The following is a 19,788-nucleotide window of genomic DNA, read 5'->3' as shown; positions in this document are numbered from 1 at the left end:
ACAATAATGTGGAGAACGCCAATGACTACGCTTTCCTTGAAGCGCATCGCCGTGCTTGCCCTGCCGATGGCCGCCCTGGCCATGACGACCTCTGCTCAAGCGCAAGAGTGGACCCCAAGCCGCTCTATCGAATTTGTTGCCCCGGCGAACCCCGGTGGCGGTTGGGATACGTTGGTGCGTACCATGTCCCGCGTGATTCAGCAGGAGTCCCTGGCAGACGAAAGCTTTGCCGCCATCAACGTACCCGGCGGCGGCGGCGCAGTGGCGTGGGCCCAGGTCGCCCGTGATAGTGGCAACCCGCACAAACTGTTTGCCACCAGCCCGCCGATGATTCTGGTGCCGCTGGCAGGCGCTTCGCGCTACGACCATACCGATTTCACGCCGATTGCGCGGATCAACACCGACTACTCCATCATCCTGGTCGCGGCGGATTCCGAGTACCAAGACCTGGAAGATCTGTTCGAAGCGCTCAAAGCCAACCCCGGCCTGAGTGTGGGCGGCGGCAGTGCGCCGGGCTCCATGGACCATATCTCGGTGGCGGGCTTGGCCTCGGCGGCGGGAATGGAAGCCTCTGCGGTGAACTACATTCCGTTCTCCGGTGGCGGCGATGCCATGACCAACCTGATGGGTGGCCATATCGAAGCGGTGATCGGCGGAGCCGGTGAAGCCGTGGGCCAACTGGGCGAAGGCAGCCAGCTGCGCGCATTGGGCGTCTCTTCCGAAGAGCGTCTGGGCGGCGGCTTGGCCGACGTGCCGACCTATAAAGAGCAGGGCTTCGATTACACCTTCGATATTTGGCGCGGTGTGATGGGCGCCCCGGACATGCCGGAAGAAGCGGTCGAGTACTACGAGACGCTGTTCGCTGAAATGCTCGAAACCGAAGCATGGCGCGAAGCCAGCGACCAGTTGGGCTGGATCGATGCCTACCAGGATAGCGACGCGTTCGGCACCTTCCTGGATGAGCAGCAAGAGCAGTTCAGCAGCGTGCTGACCGACCTGGGCCTGCTGCGCCAGTAAGCGCCAGCGCCCGTTAGAGATACGCCGGCGGCTCTGCGCCGCCGGATGCTTCTATCTGTTACCGCGAGGGCTAACGCAACTGCGTTGGCATCTTCGGAGAAATTCCAATGACTCGATTAAATGTTAACCAGTGGCTAGCGCTCGTACTGGCACTGGTAGCGGCTGCTTATCTGGCCATGGCCTGGCAAATTCCCACGTTTCCTCTGCCGCGTCCGGTGGATTCAGACCTCTTCCCCAAAGTGCTGGGTGTATCGCTGCTGCTACTGGCCGCGCTGCTGTTTTTTGAGAAGCCGAGCGCCATTGCTGGGGCTGATGAAATCGACCATGAAGCCACTAACGGGCCGCTGCTGTTCACTCCCTGGGCGCGTGTCATCGTGACCGCGCTGGCCATTGCCGCCTATGCGTTCCTGCTGGTGCCGCTGGGTTTTGTACTGGCCTCCACGCTACTAAGTGTGGGTTTAACCGCCTATTACGGCTATCGCCGCCATGGCGTCAACCTAGCGGTATCGCTGGGTGTGGTACTGGCCCTTTACCTGACCATGACGCGGGTGATGGATGTTTACCTACCCACCGGCGTACTGCCGTTTTAAGCATGGCGTGCGGATGCACCTATAGCGGGTTTTAACGAGAGACACTCCCATGGATGCCTTAAACAATCTGATGTACGGCTTTGGCATCGCGCTTGAGCCAATCAATATCGCCTACGTATTCGCCGGTGTGTTTGCCGGTACTATTATCGGCATGCTGCCCGGCCTAGGGCCGATCAGCGCGCTGGCCTTGATGATTCCGATTACCTTTGCCATGGAGCCCTCTTCTGGATTGATTCTGATGGCCGGGGTCTATTACGGCGCTATCTTCGGCGGCTCGACGTCGTCCATTCTGCTCAACGCCCCCGGCGTGGCGGGCACGGTAGCGACCTCCTTCGATGGTTACCCGATGGCCAAGCAGGGCATGGCGGGTAAGGCGCTGGCCATTGCCGCCTACGCCTCCTTCATTGGCGGTACGGTCTCGGTGGTCTTTTTGATGCTGGTGGCCCCGCTGCTCTCCAAGGTGGCGGTGAGCTTTGGCCCCGCAGAGTACTTTGCACTCATGGTGCTGGGCCTGACGGCGGTGGTGTCGCTGTCAGATAAGTCGCTGGTGAAAGGTCTAATTGCGGCGGTTATTGGCGTGATGATCTCGATTGTGGGGATCGACACGCAAACCGGCACCGAGCGCTTTACCTTCAACTCGATTCAACTGCTCGACGGCATCGACTTCCTGGTCGTGGCGCTGGGTATCTTCGCCTTGGCGGAAGTGTTCTACATGCTGCTGCGTGGTGGCGGTGGTAAAGAGGTGCCGCGCAACGTGATTGGCTCGCTGAAGCTGAGCCGCGGTGAAGTGAAGAAAATTGCGGGCCCCATTAGCCGCAGTTCCGTACTGGGCTTCTTTACCGGCGTACTGCCGGGGGCGGGCGCCACCATTGGCTCCTTTCTGGGCTACAGCATGGAGAAGCGCCTGGCGAAAGATGGCGACACCTTTGGTCAGGGCAACATCAAGGGCGTAGCCGCTCCGGAAGCGGCCAACAACGCCGCCTGTACCGGCTCTTTCGTGCCGCTGTTAACTCTGGGTGTGCCGGGCTCTGGTACCACGGCGGTCCTGTTGGGCGCGCTGCTGGTGATGGGTGTGACGCCTGGCCCGATGATGTTGGAGCAGCGTCCGGATGTGTTTTGGGGCGTGATTGCCAGTATGTACATCGGCAACATCTTCCTGCTGGTACTGAACCTGCCGCTGATCCCGCTGATCGCTAAAATCCTCGACCTGCCGCGCCCGCTGCTGCTGTCGATGATTCTGATCTTCTGCATGATCGGCGTTTACGGCATGAGCTTCAGCGTCTTTGACCTGCTGCTACTGCTGGGCTTTGGCCTGCTGGGCTTGGGCATGCGCCTGTTTGGCTTCCCCACTGCGCCGCTGATCCTTGCGCTGATTCTCGGTAACATCATGGAAGAGTCCATGCGCCGGGCGCTGCAGATCTCCGGTGGCGACTGGACTACCTTTATCGACAAGCCGATTTCGCTGTCGCTCCTGGTCATCGCCGTGCTGTCGCTTGGCCTGCCGCTGCTCAAAAAACGTCGCACGAAAGCCGCTGCTGCTGTGAACTAACACTATTGGCGGACCCCGAAAGCGCCCTCGCGTCTGCGAGGGCGCTTTTTTTTATGGTGCACCTTCGCCCGTGGTGCAAAGCGTCGTGGTGGTGCATAACAATCGTGCATGGGCGCCGCCGCGTTGCGTCATCTTGGTGCTAAGTGGTCTGAGCGGTATTTTTTGTACACAGCTAAGTGTTTGATTGTATTTTTAATCGTGGCCTTTGTTCCACATTGGCGCACCCCTTGCAGTGTGTATGGCGACGTGTGAATACGAGTTGTAACTCGCGACCCACGAGTGGACGCACCAAGTGCCCCGTCGCCTCAATAACGACAACGCTTGGTCGCGGTACCCCAAACACGAGCCCCAACCATAAGGGGCGCAAGGAGGTTCAAGTGACCACACTGCAGCGCAAGACACACCCACGTACCCTTAGCCGTTTCGCCACTGCCCTGATCACCGCCGCTGTGATGGGCGCCAGCGCGCAAGCGGTGGCCCAAGACGACGACCCCATCAAAGTTGGTATTCTGCACTCGCTCTCCGGCACCATGGCTATCAGTGAATCGACCCTGAAAGACACCGTGGAAATGCTTATTGAGCAGCAGAACGAAGCCGGTGGCCTGCTGGGCCGTCAGCTAGAAGCCGTGGTGGTCGACCCCGCGTCTAACTGGCCGCTGTTTGCCGAGCGCGCCCGCGAGCTGCTGGCCCAGGAAGAAGTGGATGTGATCTTCGGCAACTGGACCTCCGTTTCCCGTAAAGCGGTGCTGCCGGTGGTAGAAGAGCTCAACGGCCTGCTGTTCTACCCGGTGCAGTACGAAGGCGAAGAGTCGTCTGAAAACGTCTTCTACACCGGTGCCGCGCCCAACCAGCAGGCCATTCCTGCCGTTGAGTATTTGATCAACGAAGTGGGTATCGAGCGCTTCGCGCTGATCGGCACCGACTACGTCTACCCGCGCACCACCAACCGCATCTTGGAAGCGTTCCTGAAAGATGAGCACGGTGTGGCCGAAGAAGACATCATGGTCAACTACACGCCGTTTGGTCACTCGGACTGGCAGAACATCGTCTCCGAAATTCGCCGCTTTGGTGAAGAGGGCAAGCCCACCGCCGTGATCTCCACCATTAACGGCGACGCCAACGTGCCGTTCTACCGCGAGCTGGCTAACCAAGGCATTGATGCCGCCGACATTCCGGTCATCGCCTTCTCGGTGGGTGAGCAGGAGCTTTCCGGTATCGACACCGGGCCGCTGGTGGGCCACTTGGCCGCCTGGAACTACTTCATGAGCGTTGATACCGACGCCAACTACGACTTTATCGACGCCTGGATTGAGCACACCGGTGACGAGATGTCGGTGACCAACGACCCCATGGAAGCTCACTACATTGGCTTCAACATGTGGGCCGAAGCCGTGCGTAAAGCGGGCACCACCGATGTGGATACGGTGAAAGACGCGATTATCGGCGTGACCGTACCGAACCTCTCCGGCGGTTACGCGGCGATGATGCCTAACCATCACATCACCAAGCCGGTGCTGATTGGTGAAGTTCAGGATAACGGCCAGTTCGATATCGTCTGGCAAACGCCCTCTACCGTGGCCGGTGATGCGTGGTCGGATTACCTGCCGGGCTCCCGTGACCTGATCTCTGATTGGCGCAAGCCCATGGAGTGCGGCAACTTTAACGTTGTGAACGGTTCCTGTGGTGGCAGCACCGCAGCAGAAGAAGCCGAAGCAGCGCTCGCCGAGTAACTTTCGTCCCCTACTGCGCCAGCGCAATGGCGCAGTAGGGGAGCACGCTACCTCTCCCATTTGATCACCAAAGGAAGAACCCCATGAGGCGTTTCCTTTCCTTGGGGCTGCTGTGCCTGATGCTACTCGGCACCGCCGTGTCGGCGCAGGCACAAAGCAGCTCCTCGACTCCCGATGACCAAGCAGCACTCGCGCTGTTGACCGCGCTGGATGTGGACTCCTACCGCGATAAAGGCGAAGCCATTGCCGCTATTCTACAAAGCGATGACGAGCGCGCCCGCGACTGGCTGCAGGCACTGCTGGATGGCCGCCTACAACGCACCGACGATGGCCGCTTTGTGCTGGTGCTCGAGAACCGTGGCCGCGACTGGCCGGTGGCGGATGCGCTGACCAACGAGCCGCTGGGCGAAATGTCCCGCCGCGACCTTGACCGTATCGGCATCAACAACGCGCTGCGTAACCAGCTGCGCAGCGCCATTGCCGTGGTGGACCTCTACTCGCCTAACGTCGAGCGCCGCCGCACTTCCGCCGACCGCTTGCTGGGCGAAGTGGACGGCGAGCTGGCCGAAACGCTGGCGCCAGTGATTGCCGACGCGGAAGATGAGTATGTTCGCACGCGCTTGGCCCAGGCGGTGGCGATTTATCGCGCCGAGCAGGGCGAGATGGCGGGCGTCGAGGCGCTCACCGGCAGCCTTCACCCGCGTGCTCGCGTGGCGTTAGGCCGTGCCGCGAATAGCGACGACCCGATTGTTGCCGATGCAGCAGCAACCGCGCTGACCGGCATCGAGCAGCAGCTCAAGATTAACCGCGGCTTGGAAACGCTCTATTTCGGCTTGAGCTTGGGCTCGGTGTTAGTACTGGCGGCGATTGGCTTGGCGATTACCTTTGGCGTAATGGGCGTGATCAACATGGCCCATGGCGAGCTGATGATGCTGGGCGCTTACACCACCTGGATGATGCAGCAACTGCTGCCGGGCCAGCCGGGGCTAGCGCTGATTCTATCGATTCCGGCGGGCTTTATGGTGGCCGCGCTGGTGGGCATTGCCATTGAGCGGGGCGTGATCCAGTTCCTCAAAGGCCGCCCGCTGGAAACCCTGCTGGCGACCTTCGGTATCAGCCTGATTCTGCAGCAGCTGGTGCGTACGGTGATTTCGCCGCTCAACCGCACCGTGGTGACGCCGGAGTGGATGAGCGGCTCGCTGGTCATCAACGACGCGCTTTCGCTCACGCTCAACCGGATGTTCGTGCTGGGCTTTGCGCTGGTAGTGTTCGCTGCGCTGATGCTGATTATGCGTCGCACCCGCTTAGGGCTTGAAGTGCGTGCCGTGACCCAAAACCGCGCCATGGCGCGCTCTATGGGTATTCGCGCCACCCGCGTTGATATCATGACCTTTGCGCTGGGCTCCGGCGTGGCGGGCTTGGCGGGCGTGGCGCTCTCCCAGCTCACCAACGTAGGCCCCAACCTCGGACAAAACTACATCATCGACTCGTTCATGGTGGTGGTGTTCGGCGGCGTGGGTAACCTGTGGGGCACGCTGGTGGCAGGGCTATCGCTGGGGGTGATCAACCAGGTGTTGGAACCCTGGGCGGGCGCGGTGCTGGCCAAGATTATCGTGCTGGTCTTCATCATTCTGTTTATTCAAAAACGCCCGCGTGGACTCTTCCCGCAGAAGGGCCGGGCTGCGGAGGGCTAACCCATGATGACGCAAGCAACTTCCAGCCAGTTTTGGCTGACCCGCCCATTCGGTGAGCGGGCCACGCAGACCTTCCTCGGCGTGCTGTTTGCCGCGCTGCTGCTGGTCACCGTGCTGCATCTGGCGGTGCCCCAGGGGCATCCGCTGCATGTGAACGCTTACACCGTCAACCTGTTCGGTAAGTACCTGAGCTACGCACTGCTCGCCGTGGCGGTGGATTTAGTATGGGGTTACCTGGGGATTTTAAGTCTGGGCCACGGGGCGTTTTTCGCCATTGGCGGCTACGCCATGGGCATGTACCTGATGCGCCAAATCGGTGACCGTGGCACCTACGGCCACCCGGTACTGCCGGACTTTATGGTGTTCCTGAACTGGGACAGCCTGCCCTGGTACTGGCACGGTTTCGATATGGCCTGGTTTGCCTTTGCCATGGTGCTACTGGCACCGGGGCTGCTGGCGCTGGTGTTCGGCTTTTTGGCCTTCCGCTCACGGGTAACGGGGGTGTATCTCTCGATCATCACCCAGGCGCTCACGTTTGCCTTGATGCTGGCCTTCTTCCGTAACGAGATGGGCTTTGGCGGCAATAACGGCCTGACCGACTTCCGCGAGCTGCTGGGCTTTAACCTGCGTAGCGATGCCACGCGCTTGGGGCTGTTTATCGCCACCGGCGTGGCGCTGGCGCTGGGTTATATCCTCTGCCGGGCAATCGTCACCAGCAAACTGGGCCGGGTATGTGTGGCCACTCGCGATGCTGAAGCGCGTACGCGCTTTATTGGCTACCGCGTCGAGCGCTTCCAGCTGTTTGTGTTTGTGGTCTCGGCCATGCTGGCGGGCCTTGCCGGGGCGCTCTATGTGCCGCAGGTGGGCATTATTAACCCCAGCGAATTCTCACCGCTGTTCTCGATCGAAATCGTGCTGTGGGTGGCGCTGGGTGGCCGGGCCACGCTGTACGGCGCGGTGATCGGCGCGATTTTGGTCAACTACGCCAAAACCATTTTCACCGGCATTATGCCCGACGCCTGGCTATTCGCCCTGGGCGCGCTATTCGTGCTGGTCACGGTGCTGCTGCCCAAAGGTGTAGCGGGGCTGTTAGGCCACCTAAAGCGCCGCAAAGAGGATGATCATCCACCCAAGGAGGCCGCCGCATGAGCCTATTACAATCGCTAAAAGCGCGGGATCGGGTGTTTGATTTTATGGCCACCGAGGCCTCGCCGGTCGACGTGCGCCACGGCCCGATTCTGTATATGGAAGATGTCACCGTCAGCTTTGATGGCTTCAAGGCGATCAATAATTTGAACCTGACCATCGACGACGGCGAGCTGCGCTGCATTATCGGCCCCAACGGGGCCGGTAAAACCACCATGATGGATATCATTACTGGCAAAACCCGCCCCACCGAGGGCAGCGTGTGGTTCGGTAGCCGCCATAACCTGCTGCAGATGAACGAGCCGGAAATCGCTAGCCTCGGCATTGGCCGCAAGTTCCAGAAGCCCACGGTGTTCGAAGCGCTCAGCGTATTCGAGAACCTGGAGCTCGCCATGGCCGCCGACAAGCGCATCTTCCCCACGCTGACCGCCCGCATGACCGGGGAGATTAAAGACCGCATTGATGACGTGCTGGAAACCATCGGCCTCACCGCGCTGCGCTTCCAGCCCGCCGGTATTCTCTCCCACGGCCAAAAACAGTGGCTGGAGATTGGCATGCTGCTGATGCAGCGCCCGCGCCTGCTGCTGGTGGATGAGCCGGTGGCAGGGATGACCGAGCAGGAGATGGAGCGCACCGCCGAGCTGCTCACCGGCCTAGCGGGCAAGCAGTCGGTGGTGGTGGTAGAGCACGACATGGGCTTTGTGCGCTCGATAGCGCGCAAGGTGACCGTGCTGCACCAGGGCAGCGTGCTGGCCGAAGGCAGCATGGATCAGGTCTCCAACGACCCCAAAGTGGTCGAGGTGTATCTAGGGTCGGATGAAGAGGAGAGCGCCTGATGCTGGCGATTGAAAAGCTCAACCAGTTCTACGGCGAGAGCCATACGCTGTGGGACTTAGACCTAGACGTGCCCGCCGGGCAGTGCACCTGCGTGATGGGCCGCAACGGGGTGGGTAAAACCACCCTGATGAAAGCCATCATGGGCGAAGTCGCGGTGAAAAGCGGCCAGCTGCGCTACCAGGGCGATGGTAGCGAGATCGAACTCACCAAAAAAGCCGTGGAAGCGCGCTCGCGCATGGGCATCGGTTTTGTACCCCAAGGGCGGCAAATCTTCCCGCTGCTCACGGTGGAGGAGAACCTGCGCACCGGCCTGGCCGCCCGGGGCGATGGGCTGAAAAAAATCCCCGAGCGTATCTACGAGCTGTTTCCGGTACTAAAAGAGATGAAGCACCGCCGTGGCGGTGACCTATCCGGCGGCCAACAGCAGCAGCTCGCCATCGGACGCGCACTGGTGATCGAACCAAAGCTGCTGATTCTTGATGAGCCAGGGGAGGGCATTCAGCCTAATATCGTCGCCCAAATCGGCCAGGTGATTCGCCAACTAATCAAAGAGGACGGCCTGACGGTGCTGCTGGTCGAGCAAAAGCTGCCCTTCGCCCGTAAATACGCCGACCGCTTCGTGATTATGGATCGCGGCCGCCCGGTGGCCAAAGGCGAGATCAGCGAACTCTCTAACGAGCTGATTAAGCAGCATTTGACGGTTTAAGTTATCCACACCCGGTTTATAGCCGTGGATCGGGTTGGAACGGCAGTTCCTCGGCGCTGGCAACGGCTTGCTCGAACAAGGGGTGGGCCGGGTTGAGCATGTAATTAAGCTCTCTCGGCACCACCACGCTGGGCAGGGCCAGCGCCAAGCTCTGACCGGAGGCTAGCCAGCCATCGCCCAGGTCGGCGGTTTCCGCAGGTGCTGGCGCTTCCTGCCAGTGGTCCGGTAGGTCGTCTACGCCAACGCTTAAAATACTCTCTGCGGGCAGCGTCAGGCGCAGCAGTGCATAGGCGTTGAGCAGCCGATAGCTTTCCAGATGCACCATGATTTCCAGCAGCGCCAACGACTCTGAGCTCGCCACATACACACAGGCATTGCCTGGGCTGTTCCAACGCCCGCCGTAAAGCCGTGCGCCCTCGCCATCAAACGCTGTCTCCTGAAACTTGCGCTTCACCAGCCGGTAAGCGGTGACCTCGCTCATACCGAGACCCCGTGCTCCAACCGTCCAATCAGGTTTAGTACCGTTTGGTACTCTGCTGAGGTAGCGCTCATTTCGACAGGGCGACGTCCGCCTAGCCCAGCATTGGGTTTGAGCAGCCAGGCACGGGCACCCTCCGCGTCACCCTCGAACAGATCCAGCGCCGCCTTGAAAAGCTCGGCAAAGCGATATAACCGGTCGCTTTCCGCCATCTTGAAGCGGCCTGACTTGGCGCGGCGGCTCAGCGTGGCAGAAGGGATATCCACATAGCGTGCCAGCGCTTTCTGCTCAATACCTGACACCTTGGCAAGCTGGGGGTAAACACGATATTCGACGCCTGCATGTAGCAGTTCATGCAGCTTACGGCCGCGAGCAGGAAGACCAACCTGCTGCCAGTAGCCAGAGGCCACGGCTTTAGGGGGCTGATATTGAGAAAAGTGAATATCCATGGCGTCATGCTCGTTTGATAATTCAAGGGTGTATCAATTGATATAGCGAGTATGCGGGCAAGCGTCAAGCGATGAGCGGTAAAGAAAGCGTTTTAGGAATAGCCCTACCGAGGGTAGGCGGGTATTCGCTATACTCCTCCACATTTTTTTCGGCATTTACGCCGGGTTCATGTTGAGTAAGGCAGAGATCAAAATGGCAAAAGCGCAGGCAAAAAAAGGGGCCGTCAAAGGCTTCGAAGAGTCCCTGTGGGACAGTGCCAACAAGTTACGCGGCAGCGTGGAATCGGCCGAGTATAAGCACGTGGTACTGAGCCTGATCTTTTTGAAGTTCATCAGCGACAAATTTGAGCAGCAGCAGAAGAAAGTCGAGCAGGAGTTTGGCGCGGAATACGTCGACATGGTGGATTTCTACGCCAAGGATAACGTCTTCTACCTGCCGGAAGAGGCGCGCTGGAGCCACATCCAGAAAAACGCCAAGCAGGATAACCTAGCGCTGGTGATCGACACCGCCATGAGCACGGTGGAGAAGAACAACGCCTCGCTGGCTGGCGCCTTGCCGGATAACTACTTCTCACGGCTTGATCTGCCTGCCAGCAAACTCGGCTCGTTGATTGATACCATCGACAACATCGACACGGTGACAGAGGAGCAAGGCCAGAGCGAAGAGGATATCGTCGGGCGGGTCTATGAGTACTTCCTAGGCAAGTTTGCGGCCAATGAGGGCCAGCGGGGCGGTGAGTTTTATACGCCCAAAAGCGTGGTGACGCTGCTTGTTGAAATGCTCGAACCCTATCAGGGCAAGATTTATGACCCCTGCTGTGGCTCGGGCGGGATGTTTGTGCAGTCGCTCAAGTTTATCGAGGCACACGAAGGTAGCCGCCGTGAAGTCTCGATTTACGGGCAGGAGTACGCTAACACCACCCGCAAGCTTGCCAAGATGAACCTGGCGATTCGCGGTATTGCGGGCAACCTGGGTGAGGCAGCGGCAGATACCTTCTTTCGCGACCAGCACCCGGATTTAAAGGCCGATTTCATCATGGCCAATCCGCCCTTCAACCAGAGCCAGTGGCGGGCGGCGGCCGAGCTGACCGACGACCCGCGTTGGGCCGATTTTGATGTGCCGCCCACCGGCAACGCCAACTACGCCTGGATTCTGCACATGCTCTCGAAGCTGAGCCACCAGGGCGCAGCGGGCTTCGTGATGGCCAACGGCTCGATGAGTTCCAACACCAGCGGCGAGGGCAAGATTCGCCAGCAGTTGATCGAGGACGACCTAGTCGAGTGCTTGATTGCACTGCCGGGCCAGCTCTTCTTTACCACCCAGATTCCGGTCTGCCTGTGGTTCCTGACCAACAGCAAGAAAGCCAACGCCGCGAAAGGCTACCGCGACCGCGAAGATGAAACGTTGTTCATCGATGCCCGCCAGATGGGCAGCATGATCAGTCGCAAGCAGAAAGACCTCACCGACGACGATATCGCCACCATCGCCCGCACCTTCCACGCCTGGCGCGGCCAGCCGGAAGCCGGGACTTATGAAGATATCGCCGGGTTCTGCAAAAGCGCGAGTTTTGACGAGATCAAAGGTCACGACTTCGTGCTCACGCCTGGGCGCTACGTGGGCGCTGCCGAGATCGAAGACGATGGCATTCCGTTTGAAACAAAGATGGCTGAATTAACCACTCAACTGAGTAAACAGTTCGACGAGTCAGCAGTGCTGGAGAGGCAGATTAGAAAGAATTTGGCGGGGTTGGGTTATGAGCTCTGATTTTTCCATTCCTAACGGTTGGTCATCAGTAAAGCTGAGTGATCTTGGCGAGGTCAATAGAGGCCGGTCGAGATACCGTCCCAGGTATGCGGAGCACCTTTACGGTGGACCTTATCCATTCGTACAAACGGGTGACATAAAAGCATCTGGTGGAAGAATTACTTGCTACTCGCAAACGTATAGCGAAGATGGTTTAAAGCAGAGCAGGCTTTGGCCGGAAGGAACATTATGCATCACAATAGCTGCCAATATTGCTGAAACTGGTGTTTTGAATTTTCCAGCTTGCTTTCCTGATAGCGTTATTGGATTTATTGCTGATTCTGAAAAATGCAATGTGTATTTTATCGAGTATTGCTTTCGGGTGTTAAGAAAAGATATTCAGCGGCAAGCGACAGGTAGTGTTCAAGATAATATTAATCTTCAGACTCTTGAGCGATTAAGATTCCCTATTCCAGCTTTATCTGAGCAACGTAGAATTGCTAGTATCTTATGTCGCTTGGATGAGAAAATAACTCTCAACACCCAAATCAACCAAACCCTCGAACAGATGGCCCAGGCCCTGTTTAAAAGCTGGTTTGTCGATTTCGATCCGGTGATCGACAACGCACTAGAAGCTTGCAACCCCATCCCCAAACCGCTGGCCGAGCGCGCCGCACGTCGTCAGGCGATGTGGGCAGCGGGCAATGAGCCAGCACCCGCACGCCTTTCAGCCGAGACACGGCGGCTTTTTCCAAATAGGTTTGAGAAGGATGAAACTCTGGGGTGGGGGCCAGCGGGTTGGGAGAGTAGAAAGGTATTAGACTTATTTGAACTCCACCGGGGCTTTGACTTACCTACCTCAAAAAGAGAACACGGCTCATATCCAGTTTTTGCTGCTGGAGGTCACCATGGCACACATAGCGAGTTCAAGATGGAACCACCAGGGGTCATTACTGGTCGCAGCGGTGTGATTGGGAGTGTTTATTTGTCTTTAGAAAAATATTGGCCACTGAATACCTCGTTATATGTGCGTAACTATAAAGTTGCCGGGCCGTATTATGCATATCATTTTCTGAGAAGAATGGATCTTGGTGCGCTAAACTCGGGTTCGGCAGTTCCAAGTTTAAATAGGAATTATGTTCATTCTTCTCCAGCGTTATGCCCCCCGGTTGGATTAGTTGTTTGTTTTGAAAAGGCTGTATCGTGTTTTTTTGAAAAAATCGCGTTGAATAATAAGCAGTCAGAAAGTCTATCTGCACTCCGCGACACCCTCCTCCCCAAACTCCTCTCTGGCGAACTCAAATTGCCAGAGGCCGAAGCCGCCGTCGAAACCGCCCTGGAGGTCGAGCCTGCATGAGCCAGCCCACCCGCGTTCAAATGATTATCGAGACACTTAAAGCCTGCCCGGATCAGAAATTTACGGCGCGGGAGCTGGCAAAGCAGTTTTTGGAGCGCTATCCAGAAGCGATGGCGGAAAAGCAGCAGAACCCCAATTACGCCACCGAAGAAAAGCTGATTGCCCAGGTGGCGGCAGAAATTGGCGGTGACCGCACGGTAAAAGCCAAGCAACTTTGCGCCAATGTCGCGACCCGCGATAAACCGCGCCCGCGCCTCTACTACTGGGAGCCTAACCCGGCTAAGGCAGACGCGCTTGCCCAAGCACCTGTTCCCGAGGCCCCGCCGGTGGCGGAGCTTGCGCCAAGCCAGGAAGAAACGCTGAGCGAACAGGCGCTCTATCCGCTGTTGATTGAGTTTTTAAATGAAGAGCTGGGGCTACAGTGCCAGCGTATTAACGAGAAAACCTCAAAAAACAGCAAGGGCAAAGGCGGTAACCAGTGGCTGCATCCAGATATCGTGGCGCTGCAACCGCTTGATAAGGGGTGGAATGAGGCGGTGCGCGATTGCGTGCGCCACGGCAATGACAGCACGGTGCGGCTATGGTCGTTCGAAGTTAAGAAAACGCTCCAGCCCGGCAATGTGCGCCAATGTTTTTTTCAGGCGGTCTCCAATTCTAGTTGGGCGCACTTTGGCTATTTAGTCGCCACTGAGCTGGGTAATGTTGAAGAAGAGCTACAAATGCTCTGCGCGCTGCACGGTATCGGAGTGCTGTTGCTCAATACGGATTCGTTGTTCGATAGCCAAATTCTCATTCCTGCGCGGGAAAAGCTCGCCGTTGATTGGCAGTCGGTCAATCGTATCGTTGAAGAAAACCGTGATTTTCATCACTTTATCGAGCAGGTGGGGATTTACCAGCAGACCGGTAAGCTAACTAAGAGCGTGTGGAATAAATAGGCCCGTGCTCCCGTTTAAGGGCAGCCTTCAAGGCAGGCGTCTATCAGCCGATCATGATATGTTGAGTGAAAAAACGACGGCGTGACTGCATGAAGTTTACCGAAGCGAAGCTGGAAGCTGCCATTATTGCCCTGCTCGGCGAGCAGGGGTATCCCCATCGGTTAGGCGCAAGCATTGATTGTGCACCGCATGACGTGCTGATCGAAGCTGATCTGCGTGCTTTTCTACAGCTTCGCTACGGCGATGTCGGCATTACCAATAGCGAGATCGATTCGATCATCGTACGCCTTCGAGGGCTCTCGCCCGGTGACCTTTACGAGAGCAATAAAACCTTCTGTGGCTGGCTGGCGGATGGCTTTCTGCTCAAGCGTGAAGACCCTGCCGAAAAAGACCTGCACATTCAGCTTTTCGATGACACTGGGTTGGAACAGCTCGGTGCTCAGCCTGCGGCCGAGCCCCTGGCTCAGGTGGCCGAGCCGTTAGGGTCTTACACAGCGGATGCCAACCGCTATGCCTTGGTCAGCCAAATGAAGATCGAGGGCAAGGAGAATAACCGCATTCCCGATGCAATTCTCTATATCAATGGCCTGCCGCTGGTGGTGTTCGAATTTAAAAGCGCCATTGGGGAACACCAGACCTCTATTCATGAAGCCTGGAAGCAGCTTACCGTCCGTTACCGGCGCGATATCCCGCAGCTGTTTGTGTTCAATGCGCTGTGCGTGATCAGCGATGGCGTCAATTCGCGCATGGGGAGCTTTTTTGCGCCTTACGAGTTTTTCTATAGCTGGCGCAAGGTGAGCGGTGACGAGTCTGTTGAAAAAGACGGTATCGATTCACTGCATACCATGGTGCAGGGGCTTTTCGATCAGCGGCGATTGCGGCTGGTGCTGCGCGATTTCATTTTCTTTCCCGATAAGTCTCACCAGGAAGAGAAAATCGTTTGCCGCTATCCGCAGTTCTACGCGGTCAACAAGTTGTATCACAGCATTATGGCGGCGCAGCGGCCCGAAGGTAACGGAAAAGGCGGCACTTATTTTGGTGCGACTGGCTGTGGTAAAAGCTTCACCATGCAGTTTCTCGCCCGGCGCTTGATGAAAAGCTTGGCCTTTGAAAGCCCCACCATCGTGCTCATCACTGACCGCACTGATCTTGATGATCAGCTCTCGCGGCAGTTCACCAATGCGCGGGGCTATATCGGCGATAACACTATTGTCGAGGTTCAAAGCCGTGAGCACCTGCGCGAGCAGCTTGCCGGGCGGCGCAGCGGTGGGGTGTTCCTAACGACTATTCATAAGTTCACCGAAGATACGAAACTGCTCACCGAACGCAGTAACGTGATCTGTATTTCGGATGAGGCACATCGCAGCCAGATCAATTTGGATCAGAAGGTACAGATCACTGACAAGGGTGTGCGCAAGGCCTACGGATTTGCCTTTTACCTGCACCGTTCGCTGCCCAACGCCACTTACGTGGGCTTTACCGGCACGCCAATCGACGCCACGCTCGATGTGTTTGGTGAGGTGGTCGACAGCTACACCATGAGCGAGTCGGTCAACGATGAAATCACCGTGCGTATCGTTTATGAAGGTCGTGCCGCCAAAGTGACGCTGGACGATGCCCGGCTCCGCGAGATCGAAAACTACTACGAAGAGTGCGCCAAGGCGGGAAGCAACGAGCATCAAATCGAAGAAAGTAAGAAGGCGATGGCCTCGATGAACTCGATTCTAGGCGATCCGGGTAGAATTCGAGTGCTGGCCGAAGACTTCGTCGCCCACTACGAGCGCCGTTTGGAAGAGGGCTCGACGGTGTGTGGCAAGGCGATGTTCGTCTCTAGCAGCCGGGAGATTGCGTGGCAGCTTTATCAAGAAGTGGGTGCTATCCGGCCTGACTGGTTAGAGATTAACGCCTTTGAGGAAGGCAGCGAGCCAACGACGGTAGAGCGCGAGAAGCTTAAGCCGATGGCGCGGGTTAATTTGGTGATGACCCGTGGTAAGAATGACGAAAAAGCGCTTTACGAGCTGCTGGGTAGCAAGGAGTACCGTAAAACGCTAGACCAGCAGTTCAAACGGGAAAAATCCAACTTCAAGATCGCTATTGTGGTGGATATGTGGCTAACCGGCTTTGATGTCCCAAGCCTGGATACGCTCTATATCGATAAGCCGGTACAGCGCCATAACCTGATTCAGACGATTTCCCGAGTCAATCGCAACTATGCGGGCAAGGATAAAGGGTTGGTCGTTGATTACATCGGCATCAAGCGCCAAATGAACCAGGCGCTCGCTCAGTTTTCGAAAGCCGATGAAACCAGCTTCGAGGATATCCAGACGTCACTGATTGCGGTGAAAAACGATCTGGATCTACTGGCCAAGCTGATGCATGGCTTTGATGATAGTGCCTACTTCAAAGGCGAGCCGCTGGCGCAGCTTGATTGTCTCAACTGCGCGGCCGAATTTGTGCTGAGCGTGGGCAAGCGTGAGAAGCGCTTCATGGCATTGGTCAAACGGCTCAAGGCAGCGTATGACGTTTGCTGTGGCAGCGAAAAGTTGAGTCAAGCTGAGCGTGATCGTGTGCATTTCTATCTCGCTGTGCGCTCGATTATTTTTAAGTTGACCAAGGGCGATGCGCCGGATACCGCACAGATGAATGCCAAAGTGCGGGAAATGATCAGTGAGGCGCTACGCGCCGATGGTGTCGAGGCGGTGTTTGCGTTGGGTGAAGAAAGTGCCGATACCATCGATATTTTTGATGAGGACTACTTAGCTCGCCTGGACAAAATCAAACTACCCAACACCAAGATTGAGTTATTGAAGCAGCTGCTAGCGAAAGCGCTGAATGAACTGAAAAAAACGAACCAGCACAAGGCGATTGAGTTCTCGAAAAAGTTTCGTTCTTTAGTTGAGCTCTATAACGAGCGCAAGGAGGAGGACGCCTTCACCAGCGAGGTTCACCAGGAAGCGGTTGATAGCTTTCTGAACTTGATGACACAGCTCAAAGAGGAAATGGGCTCCTTTGAAGAGCTGGGTATCACCGTTGAGGAGAAGGCGTTTTACGACATCCTGAAGGCGGTGGCGTTAAGGTATCAGTTTTCTTATGAAGAAGAGCGGCTGTTGGCGCTGGCAGCAGACGTGAAGGCCGTTGTCGATGATAAGACCAAATACCCCGATTGGAATAATCGCCAGGATATTAAAGCAGCGCTTCGCGTTGAGTTGATCATGCTGTTATCGAAAAACGGCTACCCGCCGGTGACTCATGCCGAGGTCTATCGAGATGTGTTTGAGCAGGCGGAAAATTTCAAACAGCATCGTGTTTAATAATGGAACATGGCAGAGGATGCCCCTTGAGGCGCGGCTTTTTCATACAGTGTAAATAGTGCTCTTAGCTTCTTGCTGGGGTGGAAGTTCCTAGCTAAAGCTCTCCTTTCTGTTTTAGGTAGCCTGAGTTATCCACGCTATGCCCGCCCTTTTTAAAGCATCAAAAGGGTGGGCTTATTGCTTAATACCCTGCGCTAGGTTTGTATTGGCCCTTTGGTTTTATGTGTAACATGGTGGGTGTCAACAATAACCATCGGGTGGGGTATGCGTTATAAAGATAAACATCAGCTCGCTGCTGAGTGGCAAGCACTCCTTGAGCGTACGCCGGTGACGCTTCGCCAAGCAGTGGAGACGCTGGTGGAGTCCCGCCGCGACTATTTTGCTGATCACTTCTATCAGGTGATGATGGAGGATCCCCACGCCTCGCTGTTTCTCTCCCATGACCAAGTGAAAAATCGCCTGCATCCCTCTATGCAGCGCTGGTTGAGCGCTATGTTTGCCGTCGAGCACGCCGATTTTGAATCCCTGGTCGAGCAGCAGGAAAAAGTCGGACAGGTGCATGCGCGTATCGATATCCCGGTGAACTTGGTACTTAATGGCGCACGGCAGTTAAAGCAGGCGCTTTATGAGCACATTAACAGCACCTTTAGCGCTGAACTCTCTTCCGGCGATGCAGCGGTTTACGTGTCTGATCATATTGATATGGCCATGGAAATAATGAGCCATGCCTATTCAGTGGCGAATAATCGTAATACCCGTATGGAAGAAGCCTATAAGCTTTTCTCTTTAACCCAGAGTATTGGTGATGAGCGCGAGCGCCAGCGCTCCGCACTGCTTAATTGGGAGAACGCGCTTATGTTTGCTGTGGCCGCGCAGCAGGCGACCAGCGCCTTGCCCCGATTAGCCAGCTCTGAGTTTGGGCTTTGGTATCACCATAAAGCGTGCCACGCCTTTGAGGGCGCGCCGGAAATCACCACCATTTCCCGGCATATTCGCCTTGTGGATGAGCAGTGGCTCGCTCAGCTAGGCGACCCAGACAGCCAGCTTCGTTTGGCCGCGTTGAGTAACATTCGTGATGCGGCGCGCACAATTTTGATGCTGCTAGACGATATTCTGGATCGCGCCTCGGGGCTTGAGGCAGGCCGCGATAGCCTAACGCGCCTGCTCAATCGTAAGTTTCTCTCGGTGGTGCTGAACCGTGAAATTGAGCTCGCCCGGCGCTCGGAGAAGTGTTTTGCGCTGCTCATGGTGGATATTGATCACTTCAAATCAATTAATGATACCCATGGTCATGATGCTGGCGATAACGTACTGCAGCAGGTGGCCAGTATCCTTGACCGCTCGACCCGAGGCGGCGATTACGTGTTTCGCATGGGCGGTGAAGAGTTTCTGATTGTACTGGTGGATACGGATCAAGACGGCAGCCGACTGTTTGCCGAACGGCTGCGCCACGCGGTGGCCAAAGAGCCGATGTTAGCCGCTGCCGATACGCTACTGAACGTCACTGTAAGCGTCGGGGTTACGCTTCATGATGGCCACCCAGACTACCAACGCTCGATGCAGCGCGCCGACCAAGCGCTGTACCAAGCGAAGCGCAGCGGGCGTGATCGGGTGGTGGTTGCCGCTGTCACTGAGTAATATCGCGTTAAGCGCTCGGTTTTGGCGATGTGACCCACGGAGAACACTATGTTGATGCGCCGTTTTACGCTGTTAACCGCAATGCTGTTCATGAGCACTCCGCTGATGGCGGCTCATCATGGCAGCGACCACTCGGATGCCATGGAAGGCCACTCCTCTATTGAAGTGACGCAACCCTGGACCCGTGCAACGCCGCCGGGAGCCGGAGCGGGCGGAGGCTTTGTCACTCTCACCAATCACGGCGATGGCGATGACATGCTGCTGGGGGCGACCAGCCCGATCACCGAGCGTGTCGAGATTCATATTATGGAGATGGACGGCGATGTGATGCGCATGGCCCCCCTGCCCGGTGGCATCGAGCTACCGGCGGGCGAGAGCGTGACGCTAGCGCCGGGCGGTTTACACTTGATGTTGATGGAACTGGGCTCACCCATCGTGGAGGGTGAGCCCGTCCCTGTGACGCTGGAATTCCAGCACGCCGAGCCGATGGAGATCGAGCTTCAGGTGCTGCCAGTAGGTGCCTCTCCAGAAGGGAGCCACCATGAAGGGAGTCACCATGAAGGTGCCCATGATCATGGGCACGCGGCGCACTAAGTCGGCCCACCGC

16 protein-coding genes are annotated in these 19,788 nt (G+C 57.0%); 14 read left to right on the top strand and 2 right to left on the bottom strand.

Annotation, left to right across the window (positions count from 1 at the left end):
• The first annotated feature begins 21 nt into the window (after positions 1 to 21).
• The 8 genes from QIT27_RS10295 (at position 22) to urtE (ending at position 9,269) form a co-directional block, all read left to right on the top strand.
• Entirely contained in the window at positions 22 to 1,017 is a 996-nt protein-coding gene (locus QIT27_RS10295; RefSeq protein ID WP_285263740.1) for a Bug family tripartite tricarboxylate transporter substrate binding protein, read from the top strand.
• A gap of 107 nt (positions 1,018 to 1,124) precedes the next feature.
• A complete protein-coding gene (locus QIT27_RS10290) occupies positions 1,125 to 1,607 on the top strand; it encodes a tripartite tricarboxylate transporter TctB family protein (RefSeq protein ID WP_159343471.1) in 483 nt (160 codons plus the stop codon).
• Positions 1,608 to 1,656: 49 nt separating this feature from the next.
• Positions 1,657 to 3,156, top strand: a complete 1,500-nt coding sequence (locus QIT27_RS10285; RefSeq protein WP_253018525.1) for a tripartite tricarboxylate transporter permease — start codon at positions 1,657 to 1,659, stop codon at positions 3,154 to 3,156.
• Between the two features lie 377 nt (positions 3,157 to 3,533).
• Positions 3,534 to 4,886: an urea ABC transporter substrate-binding protein gene (gene urtA, locus QIT27_RS10280; protein WP_285263739.1), complete on the top strand. Its 1,353-nt coding sequence runs from the start codon at positions 3,534 to 3,536 to the stop codon at positions 4,884 to 4,886.
• 83 nt (positions 4,887 to 4,969) lie between these two features.
• Positions 4,970 to 6,580, top strand: a complete 1,611-nt coding sequence (gene urtB / locus QIT27_RS10275; protein ID WP_285263738.1) for an urea ABC transporter permease subunit UrtB — start codon at positions 4,970 to 4,972, stop codon at positions 6,578 to 6,580.
• Positions 6,581 to 6,583: 3 nt separating this feature from the next.
• Complete coding sequence (gene urtC, locus QIT27_RS10270; protein ID WP_062359185.1) at positions 6,584 to 7,729, top strand: urea ABC transporter permease subunit UrtC; 1,146 nt, start codon at positions 6,584 to 6,586, stop codon at positions 7,727 to 7,729.
• Positions 7,726 to 8,562, top strand: coding sequence for an urea ABC transporter ATP-binding protein UrtD (gene urtD / locus QIT27_RS10265; protein WP_159343467.1), 837 nt, complete (start codon positions 7,726 to 7,728; stop codon positions 8,560 to 8,562). The genes urtC and urtD overlap by 4 nt, the downstream gene beginning before the upstream one ends.
• Entirely contained in the window at positions 8,562 to 9,269 is a 708-nt protein-coding gene (urtE, locus tag QIT27_RS10260) for an urea ABC transporter ATP-binding subunit UrtE (protein ID WP_188639728.1), read from the top strand. The genes urtD and urtE overlap by 1 nt, the downstream gene beginning before the upstream one ends.
• Before the next feature lie 16 nt (positions 9,270 to 9,285).
• On the opposite strand, the gene QIT27_RS10255 is transcribed toward urtE, so the two are convergent.
• Together QIT27_RS10255 and QIT27_RS10250 are read right to left on the bottom strand one after the other, a co-directional pair.
• Complete coding sequence (locus QIT27_RS10255) at positions 9,286 to 9,750, bottom strand: RES family NAD+ phosphorylase (protein ID WP_285263737.1); 465 nt, start codon at positions 9,748 to 9,750, stop codon at positions 9,286 to 9,288.
• On the bottom strand, positions 9,747 to 10,196 hold the full coding sequence (locus QIT27_RS10250) for an Xre family toxin-antitoxin system antitoxin (protein ID WP_285263736.1): 450 nt from the start codon (positions 10,194 to 10,196) through the stop codon (positions 9,747 to 9,749). Before QIT27_RS10250 ends, QIT27_RS10255 begins: the two co-directional genes overlap by 4 nt.
• 193 nt (positions 10,197 to 10,389) lie before the next feature.
• Between QIT27_RS10250 and QIT27_RS10245 the strand changes: the two genes are divergently transcribed.
• The 6 genes from QIT27_RS10245 (at position 10,390) to QIT27_RS10220 (ending at position 19,775) form a co-directional block, all read left to right on the top strand.
• Positions 10,390 to 11,961: a class I SAM-dependent DNA methyltransferase gene (locus tag QIT27_RS10245; protein ID WP_285263735.1), complete on the top strand. Its 1,572-nt coding sequence runs from the start codon at positions 10,390 to 10,392 to the stop codon at positions 11,959 to 11,961.
• Positions 11,951 to 13,297 (top strand): restriction endonuclease subunit S, encoded by a 1,347-nt coding sequence (locus tag QIT27_RS10240; protein ID WP_285263734.1) that lies wholly within the window; start codon positions 11,951 to 11,953, stop codon positions 13,295 to 13,297. The genes QIT27_RS10245 and QIT27_RS10240 overlap by 11 nt, the downstream gene beginning before the upstream one ends.
• Complete coding sequence (locus QIT27_RS10235; protein ID WP_285263733.1) at positions 13,294 to 14,232, top strand: COG2958 family protein; 939 nt, start codon at positions 13,294 to 13,296, stop codon at positions 14,230 to 14,232. Before QIT27_RS10240 ends, QIT27_RS10235 begins: the two co-directional genes overlap by 4 nt.
• A gap of 89 nt (positions 14,233 to 14,321) precedes the next feature.
• Positions 14,322 to 17,543 (top strand): type I restriction endonuclease subunit R, encoded by a 3,222-nt coding sequence (locus QIT27_RS10230; RefSeq protein ID WP_285263732.1) that lies wholly within the window; start codon positions 14,322 to 14,324, stop codon positions 17,541 to 17,543.
• Between the two features lie 264 nt (positions 17,544 to 17,807).
• Positions 17,808 to 19,181 carry a diguanylate cyclase gene (locus QIT27_RS10225; protein ID WP_285263731.1) on the top strand — a complete coding sequence of 458 codons (1,374 nt, stop codon included), beginning with the start codon at positions 17,808 to 17,810 and terminating at the stop codon, positions 19,179 to 19,181.
• Positions 19,182 to 19,229: 48 nt separating this feature from the next.
• Positions 19,230 to 19,775 (top strand): copper chaperone PCu(A)C, encoded by a 546-nt coding sequence (locus QIT27_RS10220; RefSeq protein ID WP_285263730.1) that lies wholly within the window; start codon positions 19,230 to 19,232, stop codon positions 19,773 to 19,775.
• Positions 19,776 to 19,788: the final 13 nt, after the last annotated feature.

This window comes from Halomonas sp. LC1 (assembly GCF_030247125.1).
Classification (GTDB): Bacteria; Pseudomonadota; Gammaproteobacteria; order Pseudomonadales; family Halomonadaceae; genus Vreelandella.
The sequence above is the reverse complement of the archived record's forward strand: the minus strand, read 5'-3'. Positions and strand labels throughout refer to the sequence as shown.